This window comes from Bacillus pfraonensis, from assembly GCF_050768835.1.
GTDB lineage: Bacteria > Bacillota > Bacilli > Bacillales > Bacillaceae_G > Bacillus_A > Bacillus_A pfraonensis.
In genome coordinates, this window is sequence record NZ_JAHCDO010000018.1 from 1 (window position 1) to 18,167 (window position 18,167).

The following is an 18,167-nucleotide window of genomic DNA, read 5'->3' on the forward strand; positions in this document are numbered from 1 at the left end:
AGTCCCAGTGTGGCCGATCACCCTCTCAGGTCGGCTACGCATCGTCGCCTTGGTGAGCCGTTACCTCACCAACTAGCTAATGCGACGCGGGTCCATCCATAAGTGACAGCCGAAGCCGCCTTTCAATTTCGCGCCATGAGGCGCAAAATGTTATCCGGTATTAGCCCCGGTTTCCCGGAGTTATCCCAGTCTTATGGGCAGGTTACCCACGTGTTACTCACCCGTCCGCCGCTAACTTCATAAGAGCAAGCTCTTAATCGGTTCGCTCGACTTGCATGTATTAGGCACGCCGCCAGCGTTCATCCTGAGCCAGGATCAAACTCTCCAATAAAGTTTGTCTAGCATCTAAAATAAAAATTGACGTTTCACGTTGTTTGTTTCGTTCAGTTTTCAAAGAACTAAAAGCGGGTGAAGAGAATCGAACTCTCGACCAGAGCTTGGAAGGCTCTTGTTTTACCACTAAACTACACCCGCATGGTCGGGAAGACAGGATTTGAACCTGCGACCCCCTGGTCCCAAACCAGGTGCTCTACCAAGCTGAGCCACTTCCCGTTATGGCGCGCCCGAGAGGAGTCGAACCCCTAACCTCTTGATCCGTAGTCAAACGCTCTATCCAATTGAGCTACGGGCGCTTATTCATGATGTTTTGTCGTTGTTGTATTTCAGCGACTCAATTATCTTATCATACTGCTTTTTCAAATGCAAGTACTTTTTTATTTTTTCTTTGGTGCGGCCGAGAGGACTTGAACCTCCACGGGGTTTCCCCCACTAGGCCCTCAACCTAGCGCGTCTGCCATTCCGCCACGACCGCATAATGCGGGTGAAGGGAGTCGAACCCCCACGCCAAAGGCGCCAGATCCTAAGTCTGGTGCGTCTGCCAATTCCGCCACACCCGCGGAAATAAAAAAGTGAGCCATGAAGGACTCGAACCTTCGACCCTCTGATTAAAAGTCAGATGCTCTACCAACTGAGCTAATGGCTCGTAAATGGCTGGGCTAGCTGGATTCGAACCAGCGCATGACGGAGTCAAAGTCCGTTGCCTTACCGCTTGGCTATAGCCCATCGGAAGATATTCCTTTTTAGTGACAAAAAACATTTTATCACAACAAGAAATAAAAACCAACTGCTTATTAGCAGAGGTTAAAATGGCGGTCCCGACCGGGGTCGAACCGGCGATCTCCTGCGTGACAGGCAGGCATGTTAACCACTACACCACGGGACCATTGGTTGCGGGGACAGGATTTGAACCTGCGACCTTCGGGTTATGAGCCCGACGAGCTACCGGACTGCTCCACCCCGCGACGATACTACTTATATATTATATGGTGGAGGATGACGGGATCGAACCGCCGACCCCCTGCTTGTAAGGCAGGTGCTCTCCCAGCTGAGCTAATCCTCCAAAAGTGGTGACCCGTACGGGATTCGAACCCGTGTTACCGCCGTGAAAGGGCGGTGTCTTAACCACTTGACCAACGGGCCAATATGAATGGCAGAGAAGAAGGGATTCGAACCCTCGCACCGCGTTAGCGATCTACTCCCTTAGCAGGGGAGCCCCTTGAGCCACTTGGGTACTTCTCTGTATGGCTCCGCAGGTAGGACTCGAACCTACGACCGATCGGTTAACAGCCGATAGCTCTACCACTGAGCTACTGCGGAATAAGAAAGACAATTTAAATTTTATATAAATACATATGATAAGTCAAGTCGTTTATACAATATCTTGTACAAACGTGACATGTTTATAATATACTGGATTGCTTTTTAACTGTCAAGGTGTTTTTTTATCTCTTTTAATCTACCTTTACACTTTCCGCAAACATATTTTTTTGTATTCATTTGACGTCTTCTTACATATTGAAGAGTACACTCTATACATTCATACACATGTGTTTTAGACTCTTTTTTCACTCCTGGTATTCTCTTGCAAAACCTAGGGGCTCCAACTTCCTTCAACAACTGCCGAAAATCTCGATCACGATGTTGATACCCCTTCCCCATAATATGCAAATGATAATGACACAACTCATGCTTAATAACGCCAATTAATTCTTCTTTTCCATACACTTCATAATAATGATAGTTTAATTCTATATTATGACTTCGTAACAAATACCTTCCACCAGTTATGCGTAATCGTTTATTGAACATTGCTTCATGTAAAAAATCCCTCCCGAAATATTGTAACGATATTTCTTCTACAAGTTTTTGAATTTCTTCTTCATTCATTTTATTCCTCCCAAAAACTAAAAATAAACTTACACTTTTCTTCTTTCTTATACATATATTAAATAGTACATATACCCATCCTCATTCAAAAAGTGTAGCTTCTATGAAACACCTTCTTCCTCGTTTATTCATAGAACTTCACTAACCAAACTCTTATAAGCAGTTCCCAAGACGGAGCTTTTCACTCACTTCAAATCTTTATCTCAGTCCATAGGGGACTATTTGTTAGAGCCGGATTAAACAAGGAGGGATTCTCATGCCTACATGGCTCCGAAAACAAATGCAACGCGCATATTTCGAAAAAAACCGGTATCAAATTAAGTTACTAAATGAATGCTGGTTTTATTATAGCAAAATACATCAAAATTCCTGATAAAGTGAATGTTTAATCGGCGGGGGTTGAATCCTCCCCCACCGATTAAATTCTCAATAACATCCGTTCATGAAAAAAGAGCAGTGCTATACCTGCCCTCTTCCCATTATTATTCAATAGGTAACATCGATAAGGCAACGCGCCCTTTTTTCATATCAACATCATCTACCCATACCTTTACAATCTGTCCGACAGATACCACATCTAACGGATGCTTTACAAACTGTTTGCTCAGTTTAGAAATATGCACTAAACCATCCTGCTTCACACCAATATCAACAAACGCGCCGAAATCAACAACATTTCGAACTGTTCCTTCCAACTCCATGCCACGCTTTAAATCTTCTAATTTGAGAATTCCCTTTTTCAAAAGTGGTTTTGGTAATTCATCACGCATATCTCGTTCTGGACTAATTAAAGCGTCTATAATATCGATTAATGTTGGCTCCCCAATATTCGTGTCTTGAGATAATTTAGAAAGTTCCACTCCCTCTAAACACTTTTGTAAATGTGGTTGTCCTACATCATCAAGCGATAACCCTAGGCTTTTTAATAACAATTCAACATTTTTATACTGCTCTGGATGAATACTTGTTCTATCAAGTGGATTTTTACCTTCTAGTATGCGTAAGAAACCAATACACTGCTCATACGTTTTGGCACCTAAACGTGGTATTTTCTTTAACTCTGTGCGCTTTGTAAATTTCCCTTCTTCTTCACGTTTGTTTACAATATTTTTCGCAACTGTTTTTGATAATCCTGAAACGTATTGCAATAGTGCCACAGAAGCTGTATTCACATTCACTCCTACTTGGTTAACAGCTGTTTCCACGACAAATGTTAAAGATTCATTCAATTTCTTTTGTGATACATCATGTTGATATTGTCCTACCCCAACTGATTTCGGATCAATTTTCACAAGTTCAGCAAGCGGATCTTGCAAACGCCGTCCAATCGAAACAGCACTTCTTTCCTCAACTTGAAGATCTGGAAATTCTTCACGAGCCAAATCAGAAGCGGAATATACACTAGCACCGGCTTCATTGACAATAATATAAAATACATCTTGTTGTACAAATTGTAAAACATCTACTATAAACTCTTCTGTTTCTCTAGAAGCTGTACCATTTCCAATCGCAATCATCTGAACTTGATATTTGTCTATAATAGAAATAACTTTTGTTTTTGCATCTTCATATTTCCGAACAGGCGGATGTGGATAAATAACATCAATATGCAGAACTTTGCCTGTATCATCTACTACTGCTAACTTACACCCTGTTCGATACGCAGGATCTACGGCCAATACTACTTTCCCCTTCATTGGTGGCTGTAATAATAAATTACGTAAATTCTCAGAGAAAATGTGAATCGCTTGCTCTTCTGCAGTTTCAGTTAATTCTTTACGAATCTCCCTTTCGATTGACGGTTGAATTAATCGCTTATATCCATCTTCAATTGCTAGCTGTACATATAATGCACTTTTAGAAGAATCATCAAGAATCACTTTTTTATGTAAAAATCGAATAATTTCTTCTGTCGGTGGTGCAACAGAAACTTTTAAAACCTCTTCTTTTTCACCACGGTTCATAGCCAACACACGATGTGGCACAACCTTTTGCAAAGGCTCTTCATAGCCGTAATACATTTCATATATATTTTTTTCATCTTTTTCTTCATCTTTTACAGAGGACACAACCATTCCTTTTCTAAAGGTGATATTTCGAATCCAGCTGCGGTACGTCGCATCATCCGATACAATTTCTGCAATAATATCTTGCGAAAATTGCAATGCTTCTTGAGCAGATTGCACTTCTTTCTCAGCATCAATAAATTCCTTCGCCTTTTCTTCCGGATCTTCTTTTGTAAACAGAAGTAACCACTCTGCTAAAGGTTCAAGTCCCTTATCCTTTGCAATTGTCGCTTTTGTTCTTCTTTTTTCTTTATAAGGACGATACAAATCTTCTACTTCTTGTAGCTTTGTTGCAGATACAATATGGTGACGCAGATCTTCTGTTAATTTTCCCTTTTCATGAATCAGACGAAGAACTTCTTCTTTCCGATCTTCGAGTTGCATCATATATTGCCATCTTTCTAAGATTGTACGAATTTGTACTTCATCTAAAGAACCTGTCCACTCTTTTCGGTAACGAGCAATAAATGGAACTGTGTTACCTTCTTCTGTTAATTGAATAACATGACGAACTTGCTTTTCTGTAAAGCCTAATTCTTTCACTAACATTTTCATTAACGCTTGTCGATTATCTACCATTTCCATATACAACCGAAACCTCCTCTAATAAAAAAAGTTGCCCCTATAAAGAGCAACTTAAACTGCCGATTTAAAAATCTATTAGTCCTAAACTAATTTGCAGAGCTTCGTCTACACGACTCATCATCACTTCATCTAAATGAGTGATTTTGTCCGTTAAGCGCTGTTTATCGATTGTTCGGATCTGCTCGAGCAAGATAACTGAATCCCTCTCAAACCCATACTTTTTCGCATCAATTTCCACATGTGTGGGCAATTTCGCTTTCTGAATCTGTGCAGTAATAGCCGCCACAATCACAGTCGGACTAAAACGATTTCCGATGTCATTTTGAATGACAAGAACCGGACGAACGCCTCCTTGCTCAGAACCAACAACTGGGGAAAGGTCTGCAAAATACACGTCGCCGCGTTTTACAATCAAAATATTACCCCCCGCTAACTAAGCGTTCTACTGTATGCGCTGCTTCATACTCTGCTAAGAAAGCTTCAGATGCAATACCAAGATTAATTTTTCCCATTTCAATATACCCACGTCGCATAGATTCATGTTGGTAGCGTTTCTTCGTCTTATGTTGACGCAATAACAGTTGTGTTGCCTGGCAAATTAGTTCATGGCGATTCTTATTCTCTTGTTTTCCAATTCCGTCCAATTCCGTTACCACTTGCTTCGGCAACCGAACCACGATTTCAGTAGTTACACTTGATTCGGACACAAAAATACACCTCCACCGTCAACTACACACCCAAATATATATATGACACCTATTGTAATAATACCATTGTATGGGGCCTGTTGCAAAGACTTCCTTATTCCTTGTTTATGTTTTCCAATTCACAAACAAAACATTCACTCTCTTTTACTTTTTATCTCTTTCTAATAAGAAATGAAGCGAAATCCCCATATGCGGGAGCTTCCATCACTATTGATAACTAACAAGGTAATAGCTACCGCAAAGCCTCTTTCTTATATGTCATTCAAATAATTGATGACTTCGACAACTTTACCATGTCGAATAAATATACGAGGAACTCGAAAGCTTATTGTTGTAATAATTTCATAGTTAATGGTCCCCGAATACTCTGCAACCTCAGTGGCACTAATATATTGGTCATCCTGCCTTCCAATAAGCGTTACCTTTGTTCCAAGAGGAACCTTACAAGGAAGATGGATCATAAATTGATCCATTGTAATCCGGCCTACAATCGGAACTCTTTTCCCATCCACAAGTACTTTAAATCCTTGCAATCTTCTAAGCCAACCATCTGCATATCCAATTGGCACCGTTGCTATCCACTCTTCTGTCTTCGTTCGATAAGTGACACCATAACTAATTCCATCACCTTTAATAACTTGTTTAATATGAGCAACAGTCGTATGAAGTGAAAGAGCAGGCTCTAATTTAATCGGTAAGAAGGGACGTATTTCTACAGAAGGAGTTAACCCGTACATTACAATCCCCAGTCTAACAGCATTAAATGTAATACCATGGAATCTCATAGTAGCTGCACTATTAGCTGCATGAATAAACTCTGGGTCTACTCCAAATTCCTCAAGCCAACTTAACTGTTCCAAAAAAGTATTATATTGCTTATCAAAATAAGAGGTTTCCACTTCATCTGCTGTTGAAAAATGCGTATACACTCCTTCTAATTCGAAAAACGGAGCATCTTCTAAGCTATGCAAAAAACCTTTTAATTCTTTGCGTTCTCGAATTCCGATTCTTCCCATACCGCTATCGAAATTAATATGAAAATGTAATGGTACCGAGCTATCCCAGATCTCTACCGCTTCCTTGACCCACTCTTTTTGGAAAACAGTTAGTGCCACATTATTTTCAGCAGCTACATTCACAACACGCGGTGATGATGGACCTAATACTAAAATTGGTGCAGTAATACCTGCCCGGCGAAGCACTAATGCTTCATCTAAAAAGGCAACTGCTAACCTTGTTGCTCCAGCCTCTAACGCAGTTTGAGCCACCGGAACATAGTCATGTCCATATGCATTCCCTTTTACTACAGCAAAAACCTCAACACTTTCCGGGATAATTTCTTTAATGTGCATTACATTGTTATAAATAGCGTCCAAATTCACTTCTACCCACGTATCACGGTAAAATGATGATTCTTCCATAAAAACACTTCCTTATATACGATATGCGAAGCTTATTCTTTTATATTCGTCTTTTTAGGAAATCCGTTCTTCAAAACAAGAAAAAACGCGGTGCATATACATCACCACGTCTAAGAAGTTTATTTCACCTGTTTTGCCGCAACAGAACGTGCTATCATTAATAATTCATCCGGTTTTAAACCTTTAGACACGAGCATATATTCCACTCCGTTATGTGACCATGTTAACGAGTCTTTTGCCAGAGCACCGATTGTAAAACCAAGATCAACTAACTCTCCACTTACACTTATCGACGCTGAGGCTTCAGCAACCTTCGCCTTTTCTTGTATTAATGTAAAGGATTTCTTATTCCCAGTGTATGTGAGTATTGCGCGTTTGCCACTGTCTGTCTTTAGCTCTTTCTCTTCATTTAAAACCATCCCTTGCGGAGTATCACGCGGATATAGAACAGCAAATGGTTTGTCTTCTTTCACTGTTGTTTGTACATCCACTTGCGCCCTAGACATATTTTGCTTCGTATCAAATGCACCCTTATCAAATTTTGTGTCAAACTTTACTTTTGAAAAATCTACTTTCACAAGAACATTTTGATCATTATCCATCAATTTGACTGAAACAGGCGCTAAATCACTTTTATTAAATTTAATTTCTTGCTTCGGTAGCATATTTTGATGATGGTAATTCGTTTTTGTCTTAAACACGTAATATTTATCTGTCTTCTCAAATGAAAGATTTTTCTTATCCTTTAAAATGTCTCTTACAAGTGATTCATATAAGTAAGCTTGACTGCTATTTTGCGGCCAGTCACTTTGAAATCGAAAACTTTTATTAAGAGCTGGTGTTAATACAAATACACCTTCATTATTTCTTAAAATGATTTGACTCTGATCTTTCTTTGTATTTTTTAAGTTCACACGATAATAAGAAGGTTCTTTATGCCAAACTTCTACATTATACTCTTGTGGTTCATTCCCCGTTTTAATAGATAATTTCGCTTCAGCTTGATAGCTCTTCATGCCCTTAACCTTCGCTTCTAAATCTCGCACGACATCTTCTTGTTTCTTTTCCATACAACCCGCTAACACGAAAACGGTCAATAAACCGACAATCACTAAAAATAGCCGCCTTTTCATCCTTTCAGCCCCTTTGCCCCTATAAATGAATGGAAGATATTCCTTCCTTATCGCTAACTCAAATATATGAGACAAAGATATAAAATATGCAGACTAGCGTGACGAGCTTTCTAAAACAACCTGGGCCACTGCAAATTCTCTACTATGACTAATTGATAAATGAACGATATGTTCCGTATTTGCAGTGAGAATTGGCTTACCTCTATCATCATTCTTTATTTCAATGTCTAAAAAGCTCACTTCTTTTCCGATACCAGTTCCAACAGCTTTAGAATATGCTTCTTTCGCCGCGAACCTTCCCGCTACAAATTCTACAAGACGTTTCCCTTTTAATTCAGAAGCAACACTACGTTCCTCATCTGTTAAAATGCGATCCATAAATTTAAGCTTTCCATCTAACATTTTTTCAATTCGATCCAGTTCGATAATATCAATTCCAATCCCTATAATCATTTCAAAAGTCCCCTTCTTCTATTTGTCTTCCTTCATTCATATTGTAAGAATAACAGAGAATCTTTCTAATGCAAAAGGAGTGAAAATATAAAATGCCAACATCACATATGCGGACCACCTTACAACCCGTCGTTCTCTCTTTACTTTGCTTGCAACTCATCATGATGATACTAGGGGATTTTTTCTTTTCTGATTTAGCTGCTTACAATGAATATATTTCTGTGGGTGAATGGTGGCGACTTATAACTTCTCTATTTATACATGTAGACTTTCAGCACTTTCTTTCCAACAGCATTTGCCTATTTCTCCTCGGTCAATCAATCGAAAAGCAGCTAGGTAGCATTCGCTTCCCTATTTTATTTTTCACCGCCGGCATTAGCAGCAATATTTTTTCTTATATGATTATGCCTGTCGGGTATATTCATGCCGGTGCATCAGGTGGAATTTTTGGTTTACTTGGTGCACAACTTTTTCTTTTATATAGTCGCTATCGTTCTTTTCAACCCAAAGAGTTAATTTTCTTTTCTTCAATTATATTTCTATTACTTCTTTTCACCTTCTTTAATCCTTCTGCTAATCCTATCAGCCATTTAACAGGACTACTAATTGGGGGGATTTGCACTCCATTTTTAACAAAAAAAACGATGGTGTAGAGCTTATTTCACATAAAAGCTCCCACCATCGATTATTTCCACCTCTGATTTTGTACCAAGACCTCGTATTAATTGAAATAAAGCCTCATCCTTTTTCTTCGCTTCTATCATACAATCAATTTGCGGAACACTACCTTTGATTTTCTGTAAAAAGGATAAAAATGTACCTGTATCAATAAAATCCGCATGAGCTCTAGGATCATTTCCTTCTCGCGGACTAGAAATATGCATTTTAATTGGCAATAAAGAAGCTTTCCATGTATCCACTACACGATCCCAATGTTCATACCAATCTTCTTCATCGTTATTCATCATATGGTGATGCAAGTCAAATACGACGGGAACCGCCAACTTTCCACCTAGATATAACGTTTCTTTTAAGGAAAAAGTCGTATCATCATTTTCTAACATAATCATTTCTTGAATACTTGCAGGAACATTTGACCAATTTTCAATAAAACGTTCTAACGCAAGTTCTTTATCATCATATCCACCGCCAACATGTAACACGCAGCGATGCCTCTGCTTTATCCCCATTCCTTTTAGTAACTTCCGATGCATTTGAAGCGTCTTTATCGACTGTTTAAAAATATGTTCTTGCGGCGAATTTAATACAACAAAATGATCCGGATGAAAATCGAGCCGCATCTTCATCTGACGTGCAACTTCCCCTAACTCTTTTAACTTCTCTTTTATAGGACGAATATAGTTCCAATCCAGTAATTCTTCATGGTTTGCTAAAGGAATTAATTTTGAGCTCAGCCGAAAAAAAGACACATCATGTCCCTTATTATGCTTTAATAATCGCAAACAGTTATCCAAATTAGAATTCGCAATTCTTTCTAGTTTATGAATCGCTGCCTCTCGATCTTTAATACGTTGAAACTGCGCGTATGTCATCGTTTGAGATGGAGATGCATTTTTCAAATGTACACTCATCGCTACATAACCAAGTCTTACAAGCATAAAATCCCTCTTTTCTATACAACCCACTATATAGTATGTACAATTACACAAATAAAAAAAGAGGATATCCTTTTTGGGACATCCTCACTTTTATTAAGCTTGTGGCTTACGGCTATGATGTTTTCTTTCGCCACGACCATTTGAAGATCCTGGGCGACCTTGACCTTCACCTTTACGACCACGGTTACGGTTACCATCGCGATTGCGACCATCACGGTTGCGATCACGATTACGACCATCGCCGCTACGTCCGTCACGATTACGGTTACGGTTACCATCACGGTATCCATTTCCGTTACCACCACGTTTTTTAGGACCTCTTGAAACAACTGGTGGTTCTGATGTTAAAGAAATTGGTGTTGTATCCGGCTCTTTTGTCATCATTTTTAAAGCAGCTGCTACTACAGTTACAGAGTCATTTTCTTCTAACATTTCTTCTGCAATACGTTTGTAGTATGATAAGTTATCATTTTCAATTGTGCTTTGAAGTTTTTCCGCGATTAAACGTTGTTGACCTTCTAATGCCTCATCAAGTGTAGGAGCATTCATGCGGTCCATTTTGCGTTTTGTTGTACGCTCGATATTTTTTAATTGTCCTGATTCACGTGGTGTTACAAATAACATTGCAATACCTTTTTTACCAGCACGACCAGTACGGCCAATACGGTGAACATATGATTCTGGATCTTGTGGAATATCGAAGTTGTATACGTGTGTTACACCTGAAATATCAAGACCACGCGCCGCAACGTCCGTTGCAACAAGAACTTCGATAGAACCTTCTTTAAATTTACGTAATACAGACATACGTTTCGCTTGAGTTAAATCACCATGAATACCCTCTGCTGCATAACCACGTAAGTTCAATGCTTCTGATAATTCATCAACACGACGCTTTGTGCGACCGAATACGATTGCAAGCTCTGGAGATTGAATATCTAACAAGCGTGTTAATACGTCAAACTTTTTCTTTTCTTGCACTTCTAAATAGAACTGCTGAATGTTTGGCATTGTTACTTCTTTTGCTTTTACTTTAATGTGTTGAGGCTCAGTCATAAAACGCTCAGCAATACGACGGATTGGATCTGGCATTGTTGCTGAGAATAATAATGTTTGATGTGTTTCTGGCACATCTGTTAAAATCGCTTCAATATCTTCAATGAAGCCCATGTTTAACATTTCATCCGCTTCGTCAAGAACAACAGTTTCTACGTTTTGTAGACGAAGTGTTTTACGGTTAATATGATCTAAAATACGACCCGGCGTACCAACAATAATGTGTGGGTGTTTTTTTAGAGCACGAATTTGGCGGTTAATATCTTGGCCACCATAGATTGGTAAAATACGAACACGTTTATGCTTACCGATTTTGTAAAGCTCTTCTCCAACTTGAATTGCTAATTCACGCGTTGGCGCGATAACAATACCTTGAACCGATTCTTTATGTGTATCCACTTTGTCTAATAGTGGTAATCCGAATGCCGCTGTTTTCCCTGTACCTGTTTGTGCCTGTCCAATAATGTCTTTACCTTGCAATGCATGTGGAATTGTTTCAGCCTGAATTGGCGTAGCCTCTTCAAAGCCCATGCTTTCAACAGATTGCAGTAAAGAATCACTTAATCCTAATTCTCGAAATGTTGTCAATGTTACTTCTCCTTTTCTATCCTATACTTATCATTTAAAAAAAGGCATTTTCCGTGTTTGCGGAAAAGCCCTTTTCCTGAATGCTCACGTATATAAACGGGCGTATATTCTTCACGAAAATACTTCTAAACGTTATTACACTTTATCAATTATAAGTTTTGTATGTGTAAAAAGCAAACCCAACTGTTACCTTATTTCATAATAAAGGGCTTTTTCTTTACTTTTATTTTTCAATTATTTACTGTAAGCGCTTATTAGAAGTTTTCGCTATTTTTTCATCTGTCATTCCTATTTATATCCACCAATTATTTCAACATCGTAATAACTTCTTCTAACTTCATCCCGCGAGATGCTTTTACTAATACAACATCTTTCACATCAACAACTGCTTGTAAATCTTTCACAAGCTCTTCTTTATTGTCATATGCTTTTACACGCTCATTAGAAAAGTTAATTTTTGCCCCTTCAGCAATTTGCGCTCCTAATTTACCGTACGTAAATACATAAGAAATTCGAGCTGGATCAATTAACTTACCCACTTCATAATGAAATTGTACTTCTTGATCACCAAGTTCTAACATATCACCAAGAACAACAACTTTTTTCGAAAATCCATTCAAACCATTCATTAAATGGAACGCTGCTTCCATTGCCGTTGGACTTGCATTATATGCGTCATTAATAATCGTTAATCCACTATCTGTTTTTACAATTTCCATACGCATACCCGTCATTTGAAGTGTTACTAAACCTTGTTTCATTTCTTCCCATGTTACACCAAAGTATTTCGCAATCGCCATTGATGCAAGTGTATTATATACATTATGTTTCCCAAGAACCGGTAGATAAAATACAGCATTCTCATCCTGATTCATCTTAAAGTACGTTCCTGTTGCCTGCAATGTTACAGAAGTTGGATAATAATCATTCGCCATTGCATCACCAAATGTAATCTTCTCAACAGCTAGGTCCATGTTCGGAACACGATTTGTTAAAAGCGGCTCATCACCATTGTATACAAATACTCCACCATCTTGTAATCCTGTAACAATTTCAAGTTTCGCTTCAGCAATCGCATCGCGAGATCCTAAATCCATTAAATGCGCTTCTCCGATATTCGTAATGATTGCAGCATTTGGACGAGCTAACTTAGATAAAAATTCAATTTCACCGCGGCTAGACATTCCCATCTCTAATACAGCCATTTCTGTATTTTCTTCTAGATTTAAAATAGTAAGCGGCAAACCGATATGGTTATTAAAGTTCCCCTCTGTTTTTTGAACCTTGAATTTGGTTGCAAGGAGACTTGTCACAATATCCTTCGTAGACGTTTTACCGTTACTTCCTGTTACCCCTATAACTTTCACATCTAACTGATCACGATAGCTTTTCGCTAATGTTTGTAACGCCTCAAGTGTATCTTCTACAAAGATCACCGGTATATTCGTAGGAGGGTTTTGTACATCCTTTTTCCAAAGCGTAGCTACAGCACCATTTTCAATTGCTTTTTCTACAAAAGAATGACCGTCAAAACGATCCCCTTGAATCGGAACATATAAATTACCTTTTTCAATTTTTCGTGTATCGATTGATACACCTTGTATAGTAATTTCAGCATATTCCTCTACTAAATCCGTTCCATTCGTCATTTGCTCTACTTGTTTTAACGTTCGCTTTATCATAAAAACACTCCTTACATAGAGGAAGCACTATTCTCTTGAATAGTGCTTCCTCCTTTTTTTGTTAGATTGTATATTTAATTTTTTGCTTTTCTTCGTGACGCTCAATCGCCAAACGAATTAATTCTTCAATTAATTCTGGATACGGCAAGTCAGTATGTTGCCATAATAATGGGAACATACTAAATGGTGTAAATCCTGGCATTGTATTTACTTCATTAATATATACTTCTCCATCTTTCGTTAAGAAGAAATCAGCTCTTGTTAAGCCCGCACCATCTAAAGACTGGAATGCACGAATTGCATCTCTTTGAATCGTAGCTGATTCTTCTTCTGTAATTTCAGCTGGAATGATTAATGCCGTATCACCATCGATGTATTTTGATTTATAATCATAGAACTCTTTCTTCGGTACAATCTCGCCTACAACCGAACATTTTGGCTCATCATTACCTAAAACGCCAACTTCCACTTCACGACCTACAATGTTTTCTTCTACGATAATTTTGCGGTCAAATTGGAATGCTTCCTCAAACGCTTTTTCTAATTCTTCACGATCTTTACATTTATTAATCCCAACACTTGAACCAAGATTTGCTGGTTTTACAAAGCATGGGTATCCTAATTTTTCTTCTACATTCTCATAAGCTAATTGAGGATTTTTCTCCCATACACTACGAATGAAAGATGCATACTTCGCTTGCTTCAATCCTGCTTCAGCAAAAATGTTTTTCATAACAACTTTATCCATACCAGCTGCAGATGCTAATACACCGTTACCAACGTATGGAATATTCATTAATTCTAGTAATCCTTGTACTGTTCCATCTTCACCATTCGGTCCATGTAACAGTGGAAAAATAACATCAATTGCATCTCCTTGATTAGAAGAAGCAGCCGGGATAATTTCTGTACTTAATGCTAATGGAGAGATTGCATTTTCCTCACCATTCATTTGCAATGCTTGCACATTCGTTACTTCACCTTCAATGCGTTCACCGCGCATCCATTGGCCTTGCTCTGTAATATAAATTGGATGAATCTCGAATTTTTCTTGATTTAATGCTTTAATAGCAGCAAGAGCTGTTTGTAATGAAACTTGATGCTCCGCTGATTTCCCACCATATAATAAACCTAATTTAATTTTCGTCAATGAAATCACCCTAACCAATTGTTTTCATTTTTCTATTTTAGCACTTTTTATAGAAATAGGTAGTTCCTATTTGAAATAAAGTGAAACTTTTCTCAACACTGGTCTTACTACCTGTGGGCAATGAACCAAAACGAAATTCCCATAAATTACATTATGATTTCATCAATCGTATTTTTATGAACAGTTATTCTAAATTCATAGATTTTCCTTATAACAAAGCTGTGTTATGACCTATTCTATATAAATCCATTTTGATTTTTCAACATATAAGTCGCGGTTATGAAGAACAAAAGGTGATCTCACTCATTTTTCTCTCTTTGTTTTAACTTGGTATGGGACAGGAAGAGAATCTGATCGCTTCTATGCATGGACGGATACTCTCTCTCGCACCAAAAGGATTGTATATCGATTTTCCATTTGTATTTATATCGTTATGTACCTAATATATATGAAGAAATACCACTTTTTGTGTATGTCACCTATTGATTAAGAAGAGTGTTTTACCGCTGTTCCTTTTTGTCCCCGTTCTACAAGGCGATCTAAAGAAATATATACAAGCCCCGCTACAATACAGCCCACCCCTAATATCGTAAACAATAAATGCCCTAACAATCGATCAAGTAAAAACCCGCCAAGAAGCGGTCCAAATGCATTTCCTGTAATCCACTGTAAACTTGCTGCCCCCATATATGTCCCGCGTAAATGTTCTGGTGCTAAATTGGCCACAAATGTCATTTGCACAGGTGACATAATCATTTCACCTAGCGTATATACCGCATAAACGACTAATAATGTTATTAAAATAATCGTAGCACTTGTACCAAACCCACCAAACCACTTTGGAAGCCAACCGATGAAAAATAATCCAATTCCAAATAACCACGCCCCATATAACATCGTCCTTCCAACAGGTTTATCTGTTGCCCATTTTGAAATTTGGAATTGGAATAAGACAACTAGTAAGCCATTTAAAGCCATTAAATATGGATAAGGGTTATTTTTACCAAATATCTCTTTCATTTCATTATCAAAATGAAGGGGAAGCATACCTTCTGTTTGGGAAAAACCCATGGAAATAATAATACCTGCCAACAAATAAATCATTAGTACCTTATCTCGCAGGACAATTTTCCAGACGGCTTCCGATTCCTTTTCCTTATCCTTTTGTTCTTTCAATACAGTTTTCGGCATCGTTTCTTGAATAAGTATTAACACAAGAAGCGCATAAAGTAGCATTGTGGATGAAGCAATAATAAAAACTAGATTTTTTGAAAGTACAACTACCGAAGCCCCCATAATGGGCCCGATTGCTGCCCCAATATTATGCCCCATTCGTAATAAACCGTACGCCTCCGTCCTCTTTTCAGGTACCGTCACATCCGCTACCATTGCCGATGCCGCTGGATGAAATAGCGAATTACTTAATCCTAAAAGAATAGACAAAATAGCATAAGGAATAAATCCTTCTATAAATAAAAAGCCGAGCATCAACACTGCATTACTTGCCATAGAAACAATCATAATCGGCTTTCTACCATATATATCAGCAATCCTGCCTCCTATCAAAGAACCAAAACTTGCTGCAATCGGAGAAAGTGCCATAATAATCCCCACTTGTAATAAGGAATCTACTTTATCTTTTAAATACAACGCAAAAAATGGCATTAACATCATCATTGCAATTCCATTCAATGTTTCTCCGATAAAACGGATCCATACGTTGCGATCCATCGCTTGTAACTCACGCCATGTCTGTTTCATTTACAACACTCCTTTAATCGACCACTCCTTATCTTATATTAATTTTAGAAAAATGTAAATTTTCAAAAACAAAAGATCCGTTCTATTCTATTTAGAACGGATCTTTTCTCTATAAATTCGCTACATCTTCTTCATCTTTTTTATTATTTAAAACACTATGCTTTCGACTATATAGGAAGTAAACAGCTACACCAATCACCATCCATATGCCGAAGCTCATCCATGCAGTTCCTGATAATTGAAGCATTAAATATAAACAAAAGATAACTGTTAACGCAGGTAAAACTGGTACAAGTGGTGCTTTAAAAGCACGTGGTAGATCTGGATGTGTTTTTCTCATTACGATAACTGCAACTGCTACAAGTGCAAAAGCAGATAATGTTCCCATGTTTACAAGATGTGCTAATACATTTAAGTCGATAAGCCCCGAAATAAGCGCTGCAATAATCCCTGTTGTCCATGTATTTAAAAATGGTGTTTTAAATTTCGGATGAACTTTTGCAAGACGCTTCGGCAATAGTCCATCACGACTCATTGCATATGAAACACGAACTTGCCCATACATCATAACTAACATTACAGTTGTAATCCCTGTAATTGCTCCTACCGAGATAACACCCGCTAAACCATCTTGTCCAATAAACTGAAGTGCGAAAGCTACCGGATCAGAAATATTCAGCTGACCATAAGGTACAATCCCTGTCAAAATAAGTGAAACAATGATATAAAGAATTGTACAAGTAAGTAATGATGCTATAATGCCAATTGGTAAATCACGTTGCGGACGTTTTACCTCCTCAGCTGCCGTTGATACAGCATCAAATCCAATGAATGCAAAGAATACTGTTGCAGCCCCAGCCATTACACCATCAAGACCAAACGGCATGAACGGTGTCCAGTTTTCCGGCTTTACATAATTAAAGCCAGCAAAGATAAAGAGTAATACAACTGCTATCTTAATAAAAACCATAATATTGTTTACACGGGCACTTTCACGTACACCTCTAGATAAAAGAGCAGTCATAATTAAAATGATAATGACAGCTGGTAAATCGATAAGGCCACCCTTTCCTGTTCCAGGTGCAGAAGATAAAATGGTCGGAATATGAATTCCAAAGCCTTTTAATAAGGATTGGAAATAAGCAGACCATCCATTGGCTACCGCAGATGTCGCTAATAAATATTCCAACATTAAATCCCATCCAATTAAAAATGCAAACACCTCTCCCATCGTCGCGTACGTATACGTGTAAACGCTTCCCGAAACTGGGACAGAAGATGCAAATTCTGCGTAGCAAAATGCAGCAAAGGCACATGCTAATGCAGCTATAGCAAATGATAAAATGATAGCTGGTCCAGAATGTTTCGCTGCCACAACACCAGTAAGAACAAAAATCCCTGTTCCGACAATAGCTCCAATCCCAAGCATTGTTAAATCCAGTGCTCCCAATGTTCTCGCTAATGTTTTTTGTTTACTTTCTTGCATTAGTTTCGCAATCGGCTTTTTTTGAAAAATTTGCTTCATAGCATGCACCTCTAGTTTTTAATTTTCAGAAAATTTTTAATTCGTGTTTTCATTTTACTCATAACATGTTTTTTAGTCAACACTTTTGTCGAAATAAACAGAAAAATATCTAACCAACAAAAAGAATGTAATATAATCAATGTATAGCATCCTTCGTTATCCTATTTGTTCACCAAATTAAACAAATTTATCATT

15 protein-coding genes, 13 tRNA genes and 1 rRNA gene are annotated in these 18,167 nt (G+C 38.1%); 2 read left to right on the top strand and 27 right to left on the bottom strand.

What is annotated here, in order from left to right:
- From KFD70_RS17940 to KFD70_RS18010, 15 genes are all read right to left on the bottom strand, one after another.
- Positions 1–331: ribosomal RNA gene (locus KFD70_RS17940) — 16S ribosomal RNA — on the bottom strand; the annotation flags it as partial.
- Between the two features lie 72 nt (positions 332–403).
- Positions 404–474: transfer RNA gene (locus KFD70_RS17945), tRNA-Gly, on the bottom strand.
- A gap of 1 nt (position 475) precedes the next feature.
- Positions 476–552 (bottom strand) — tRNA-Pro (locus tag KFD70_RS17950).
- Positions 553–555: 3 nt separating this feature from the next.
- A tRNA-Arg gene (locus tag KFD70_RS17955) sits at positions 556–632 on the bottom strand.
- Positions 633–725: 93 nt separating this feature from the next.
- Positions 726–811: transfer RNA gene (locus KFD70_RS17960), tRNA-Leu, on the bottom strand.
- Positions 812–815: 4 nt separating this feature from the next.
- Positions 816–896, bottom strand: a tRNA-Leu gene (locus KFD70_RS17965).
- A 13-nt stretch (positions 897–909) separates the two neighbouring features.
- Positions 910–982: transfer RNA gene (locus KFD70_RS17970), tRNA-Lys, on the bottom strand.
- A 5-nt stretch (positions 983–987) separates the two neighbouring features.
- Positions 988–1,062 (bottom strand) — tRNA-Gln (locus tag KFD70_RS17975).
- Positions 1,063–1,146: 84 nt separating this feature from the next.
- Positions 1,147–1,222 (bottom strand) — tRNA-Asp (locus KFD70_RS17980).
- A 2-nt stretch (positions 1,223–1,224) separates the two neighbouring features.
- Positions 1,225–1,301: transfer RNA gene (locus tag KFD70_RS17985), tRNA-Met, on the bottom strand.
- Between the two features lie 22 nt (positions 1,302–1,323).
- Positions 1,324–1,399 (bottom strand) — tRNA-Val (locus KFD70_RS17990).
- Between the two features lie 5 nt (positions 1,400–1,404).
- Positions 1,405–1,479 (bottom strand) — tRNA-Glu (locus tag KFD70_RS17995).
- Between the two features lie 8 nt (positions 1,480–1,487).
- Positions 1,488–1,578, bottom strand: a tRNA-Ser gene (locus KFD70_RS18000).
- Positions 1,579–1,581: 3 nt separating this feature from the next.
- Positions 1,582–1,656, bottom strand: a tRNA-Asn gene (locus tag KFD70_RS18005).
- A 105-nt stretch (positions 1,657–1,761) separates the two neighbouring features.
- Positions 1,762–2,226, bottom strand: a complete 465-nt coding sequence (locus KFD70_RS18010) for a SprT family protein (protein WP_336453722.1) — start codon at positions 2,224–2,226, stop codon at positions 1,762–1,764.
- 256 nt (positions 2,227–2,482) lie between these two features.
- On the opposite strand from KFD70_RS18010, the gene cmpA reads away from it, so the two are divergent.
- Positions 2,483–2,599, top strand: coding sequence for a cortex morphogenetic protein CmpA (gene cmpA / locus KFD70_RS18015; protein ID WP_174103523.1), 117 nt, complete (start codon positions 2,483–2,485; stop codon positions 2,597–2,599).
- 109 nt (positions 2,600–2,708) lie between these two features.
- Here the strand turns inward: cmpA and KFD70_RS18020 are convergent, their stop codons facing one another.
- From KFD70_RS18020 to acpS, 6 genes are all read right to left on the bottom strand, one after another.
- On the bottom strand, positions 2,709–4,877 hold the full coding sequence (locus KFD70_RS18020; protein ID WP_336453723.1) for a Tex family protein: 2,169 nt from the start codon (positions 4,875–4,877) through the stop codon (positions 2,709–2,711).
- A gap of 64 nt (positions 4,878–4,941) precedes the next feature.
- The gene (gene ndoA / locus KFD70_RS18025) at positions 4,942–5,292 is read right to left on the bottom strand and encodes a type II toxin-antitoxin system endoribonuclease NdoA (protein WP_000635965.1); all 351 of its coding nucleotides are present in this window, start codon (positions 5,290–5,292) and stop codon (positions 4,942–4,944) included.
- A gap of 4 nt (positions 5,293–5,296) precedes the next feature.
- Positions 5,297–5,584, bottom strand: a complete 288-nt coding sequence (locus KFD70_RS18030; protein WP_000004571.1) for an antitoxin EndoAI — start codon at positions 5,582–5,584, stop codon at positions 5,297–5,299.
- A gap of 251 nt (positions 5,585–5,835) precedes the next feature.
- Positions 5,836–7,005 (bottom strand): alanine racemase, encoded by a 1,170-nt coding sequence (gene alr / locus KFD70_RS18035; protein WP_336453724.1) that lies wholly within the window; start codon positions 7,003–7,005, stop codon positions 5,836–5,838.
- A gap of 119 nt (positions 7,006–7,124) precedes the next feature.
- Positions 7,125–8,138 (bottom strand): LolA family protein, encoded by a 1,014-nt coding sequence (locus KFD70_RS18040; protein ID WP_489618141.1) that lies wholly within the window; start codon positions 8,136–8,138, stop codon positions 7,125–7,127.
- 93 nt (positions 8,139–8,231) lie between these two features.
- Positions 8,232–8,591, bottom strand: a complete 360-nt coding sequence (gene acpS / locus KFD70_RS18045) for a holo-ACP synthase (RefSeq protein WP_336453725.1) — start codon at positions 8,589–8,591, stop codon at positions 8,232–8,234.
- 92 nt (positions 8,592–8,683) lie between these two features.
- Here acpS and KFD70_RS18050 point away from each other — a divergent pair, with 92 nt between their 5' ends.
- Positions 8,684–9,244 carry a rhomboid family intramembrane serine protease gene (locus KFD70_RS18050; RefSeq protein WP_336453726.1) on the top strand — a complete coding sequence of 187 codons (561 nt, stop codon included), beginning with the start codon at positions 8,684–8,686 and terminating at the stop codon, positions 9,242–9,244.
- A gap of 3 nt (positions 9,245–9,247) precedes the next feature.
- On the opposite strand, the gene uvsE is transcribed toward KFD70_RS18050, so the two are convergent.
- The 6 genes from uvsE to bcaP all read right to left on the bottom strand — a co-directional run bounded on the left by uvsE (position 9,248) and on the right by bcaP (position 17,972).
- Positions 9,248–10,210 (bottom strand): UV DNA damage repair endonuclease UvsE, encoded by a 963-nt coding sequence (gene uvsE / locus KFD70_RS18055; protein ID WP_336453727.1) that lies wholly within the window; start codon positions 10,208–10,210, stop codon positions 9,248–9,250.
- A gap of 93 nt (positions 10,211–10,303) precedes the next feature.
- Complete coding sequence (gene cshA, locus KFD70_RS18060) at positions 10,304–11,854, bottom strand: degradosome RNA helicase CshA (protein WP_336453728.1); 1,551 nt, start codon at positions 11,852–11,854, stop codon at positions 10,304–10,306.
- Between the two features lie 305 nt (positions 11,855–12,159).
- Positions 12,160–13,536, bottom strand: coding sequence for a UDP-N-acetylmuramoyl-tripeptide--D-alanyl-D-alanine ligase (locus KFD70_RS18065; RefSeq protein ID WP_336453729.1), 1,377 nt, complete (start codon positions 13,534–13,536; stop codon positions 12,160–12,162).
- A gap of 61 nt (positions 13,537–13,597) precedes the next feature.
- Positions 13,598–14,686, bottom strand: a complete 1,089-nt coding sequence (locus KFD70_RS18070) for a D-alanine--D-alanine ligase (protein ID WP_336453730.1) — start codon at positions 14,684–14,686, stop codon at positions 13,598–13,600.
- Between the two features lie 486 nt (positions 14,687–15,172).
- Complete coding sequence (locus tag KFD70_RS18075; protein WP_336453731.1) at positions 15,173–16,447, bottom strand: MDR family MFS transporter; 1,275 nt, start codon at positions 16,445–16,447, stop codon at positions 15,173–15,175.
- A gap of 109 nt (positions 16,448–16,556) precedes the next feature.
- Entirely contained in the window at positions 16,557–17,972 is a 1,416-nt protein-coding gene (bcaP, locus tag KFD70_RS18080; RefSeq protein ID WP_336453732.1) for a branched-chain amino acid transporter BcaP, read from the bottom strand.
- Positions 17,973–18,167 lie beyond the last annotated feature (195 nt).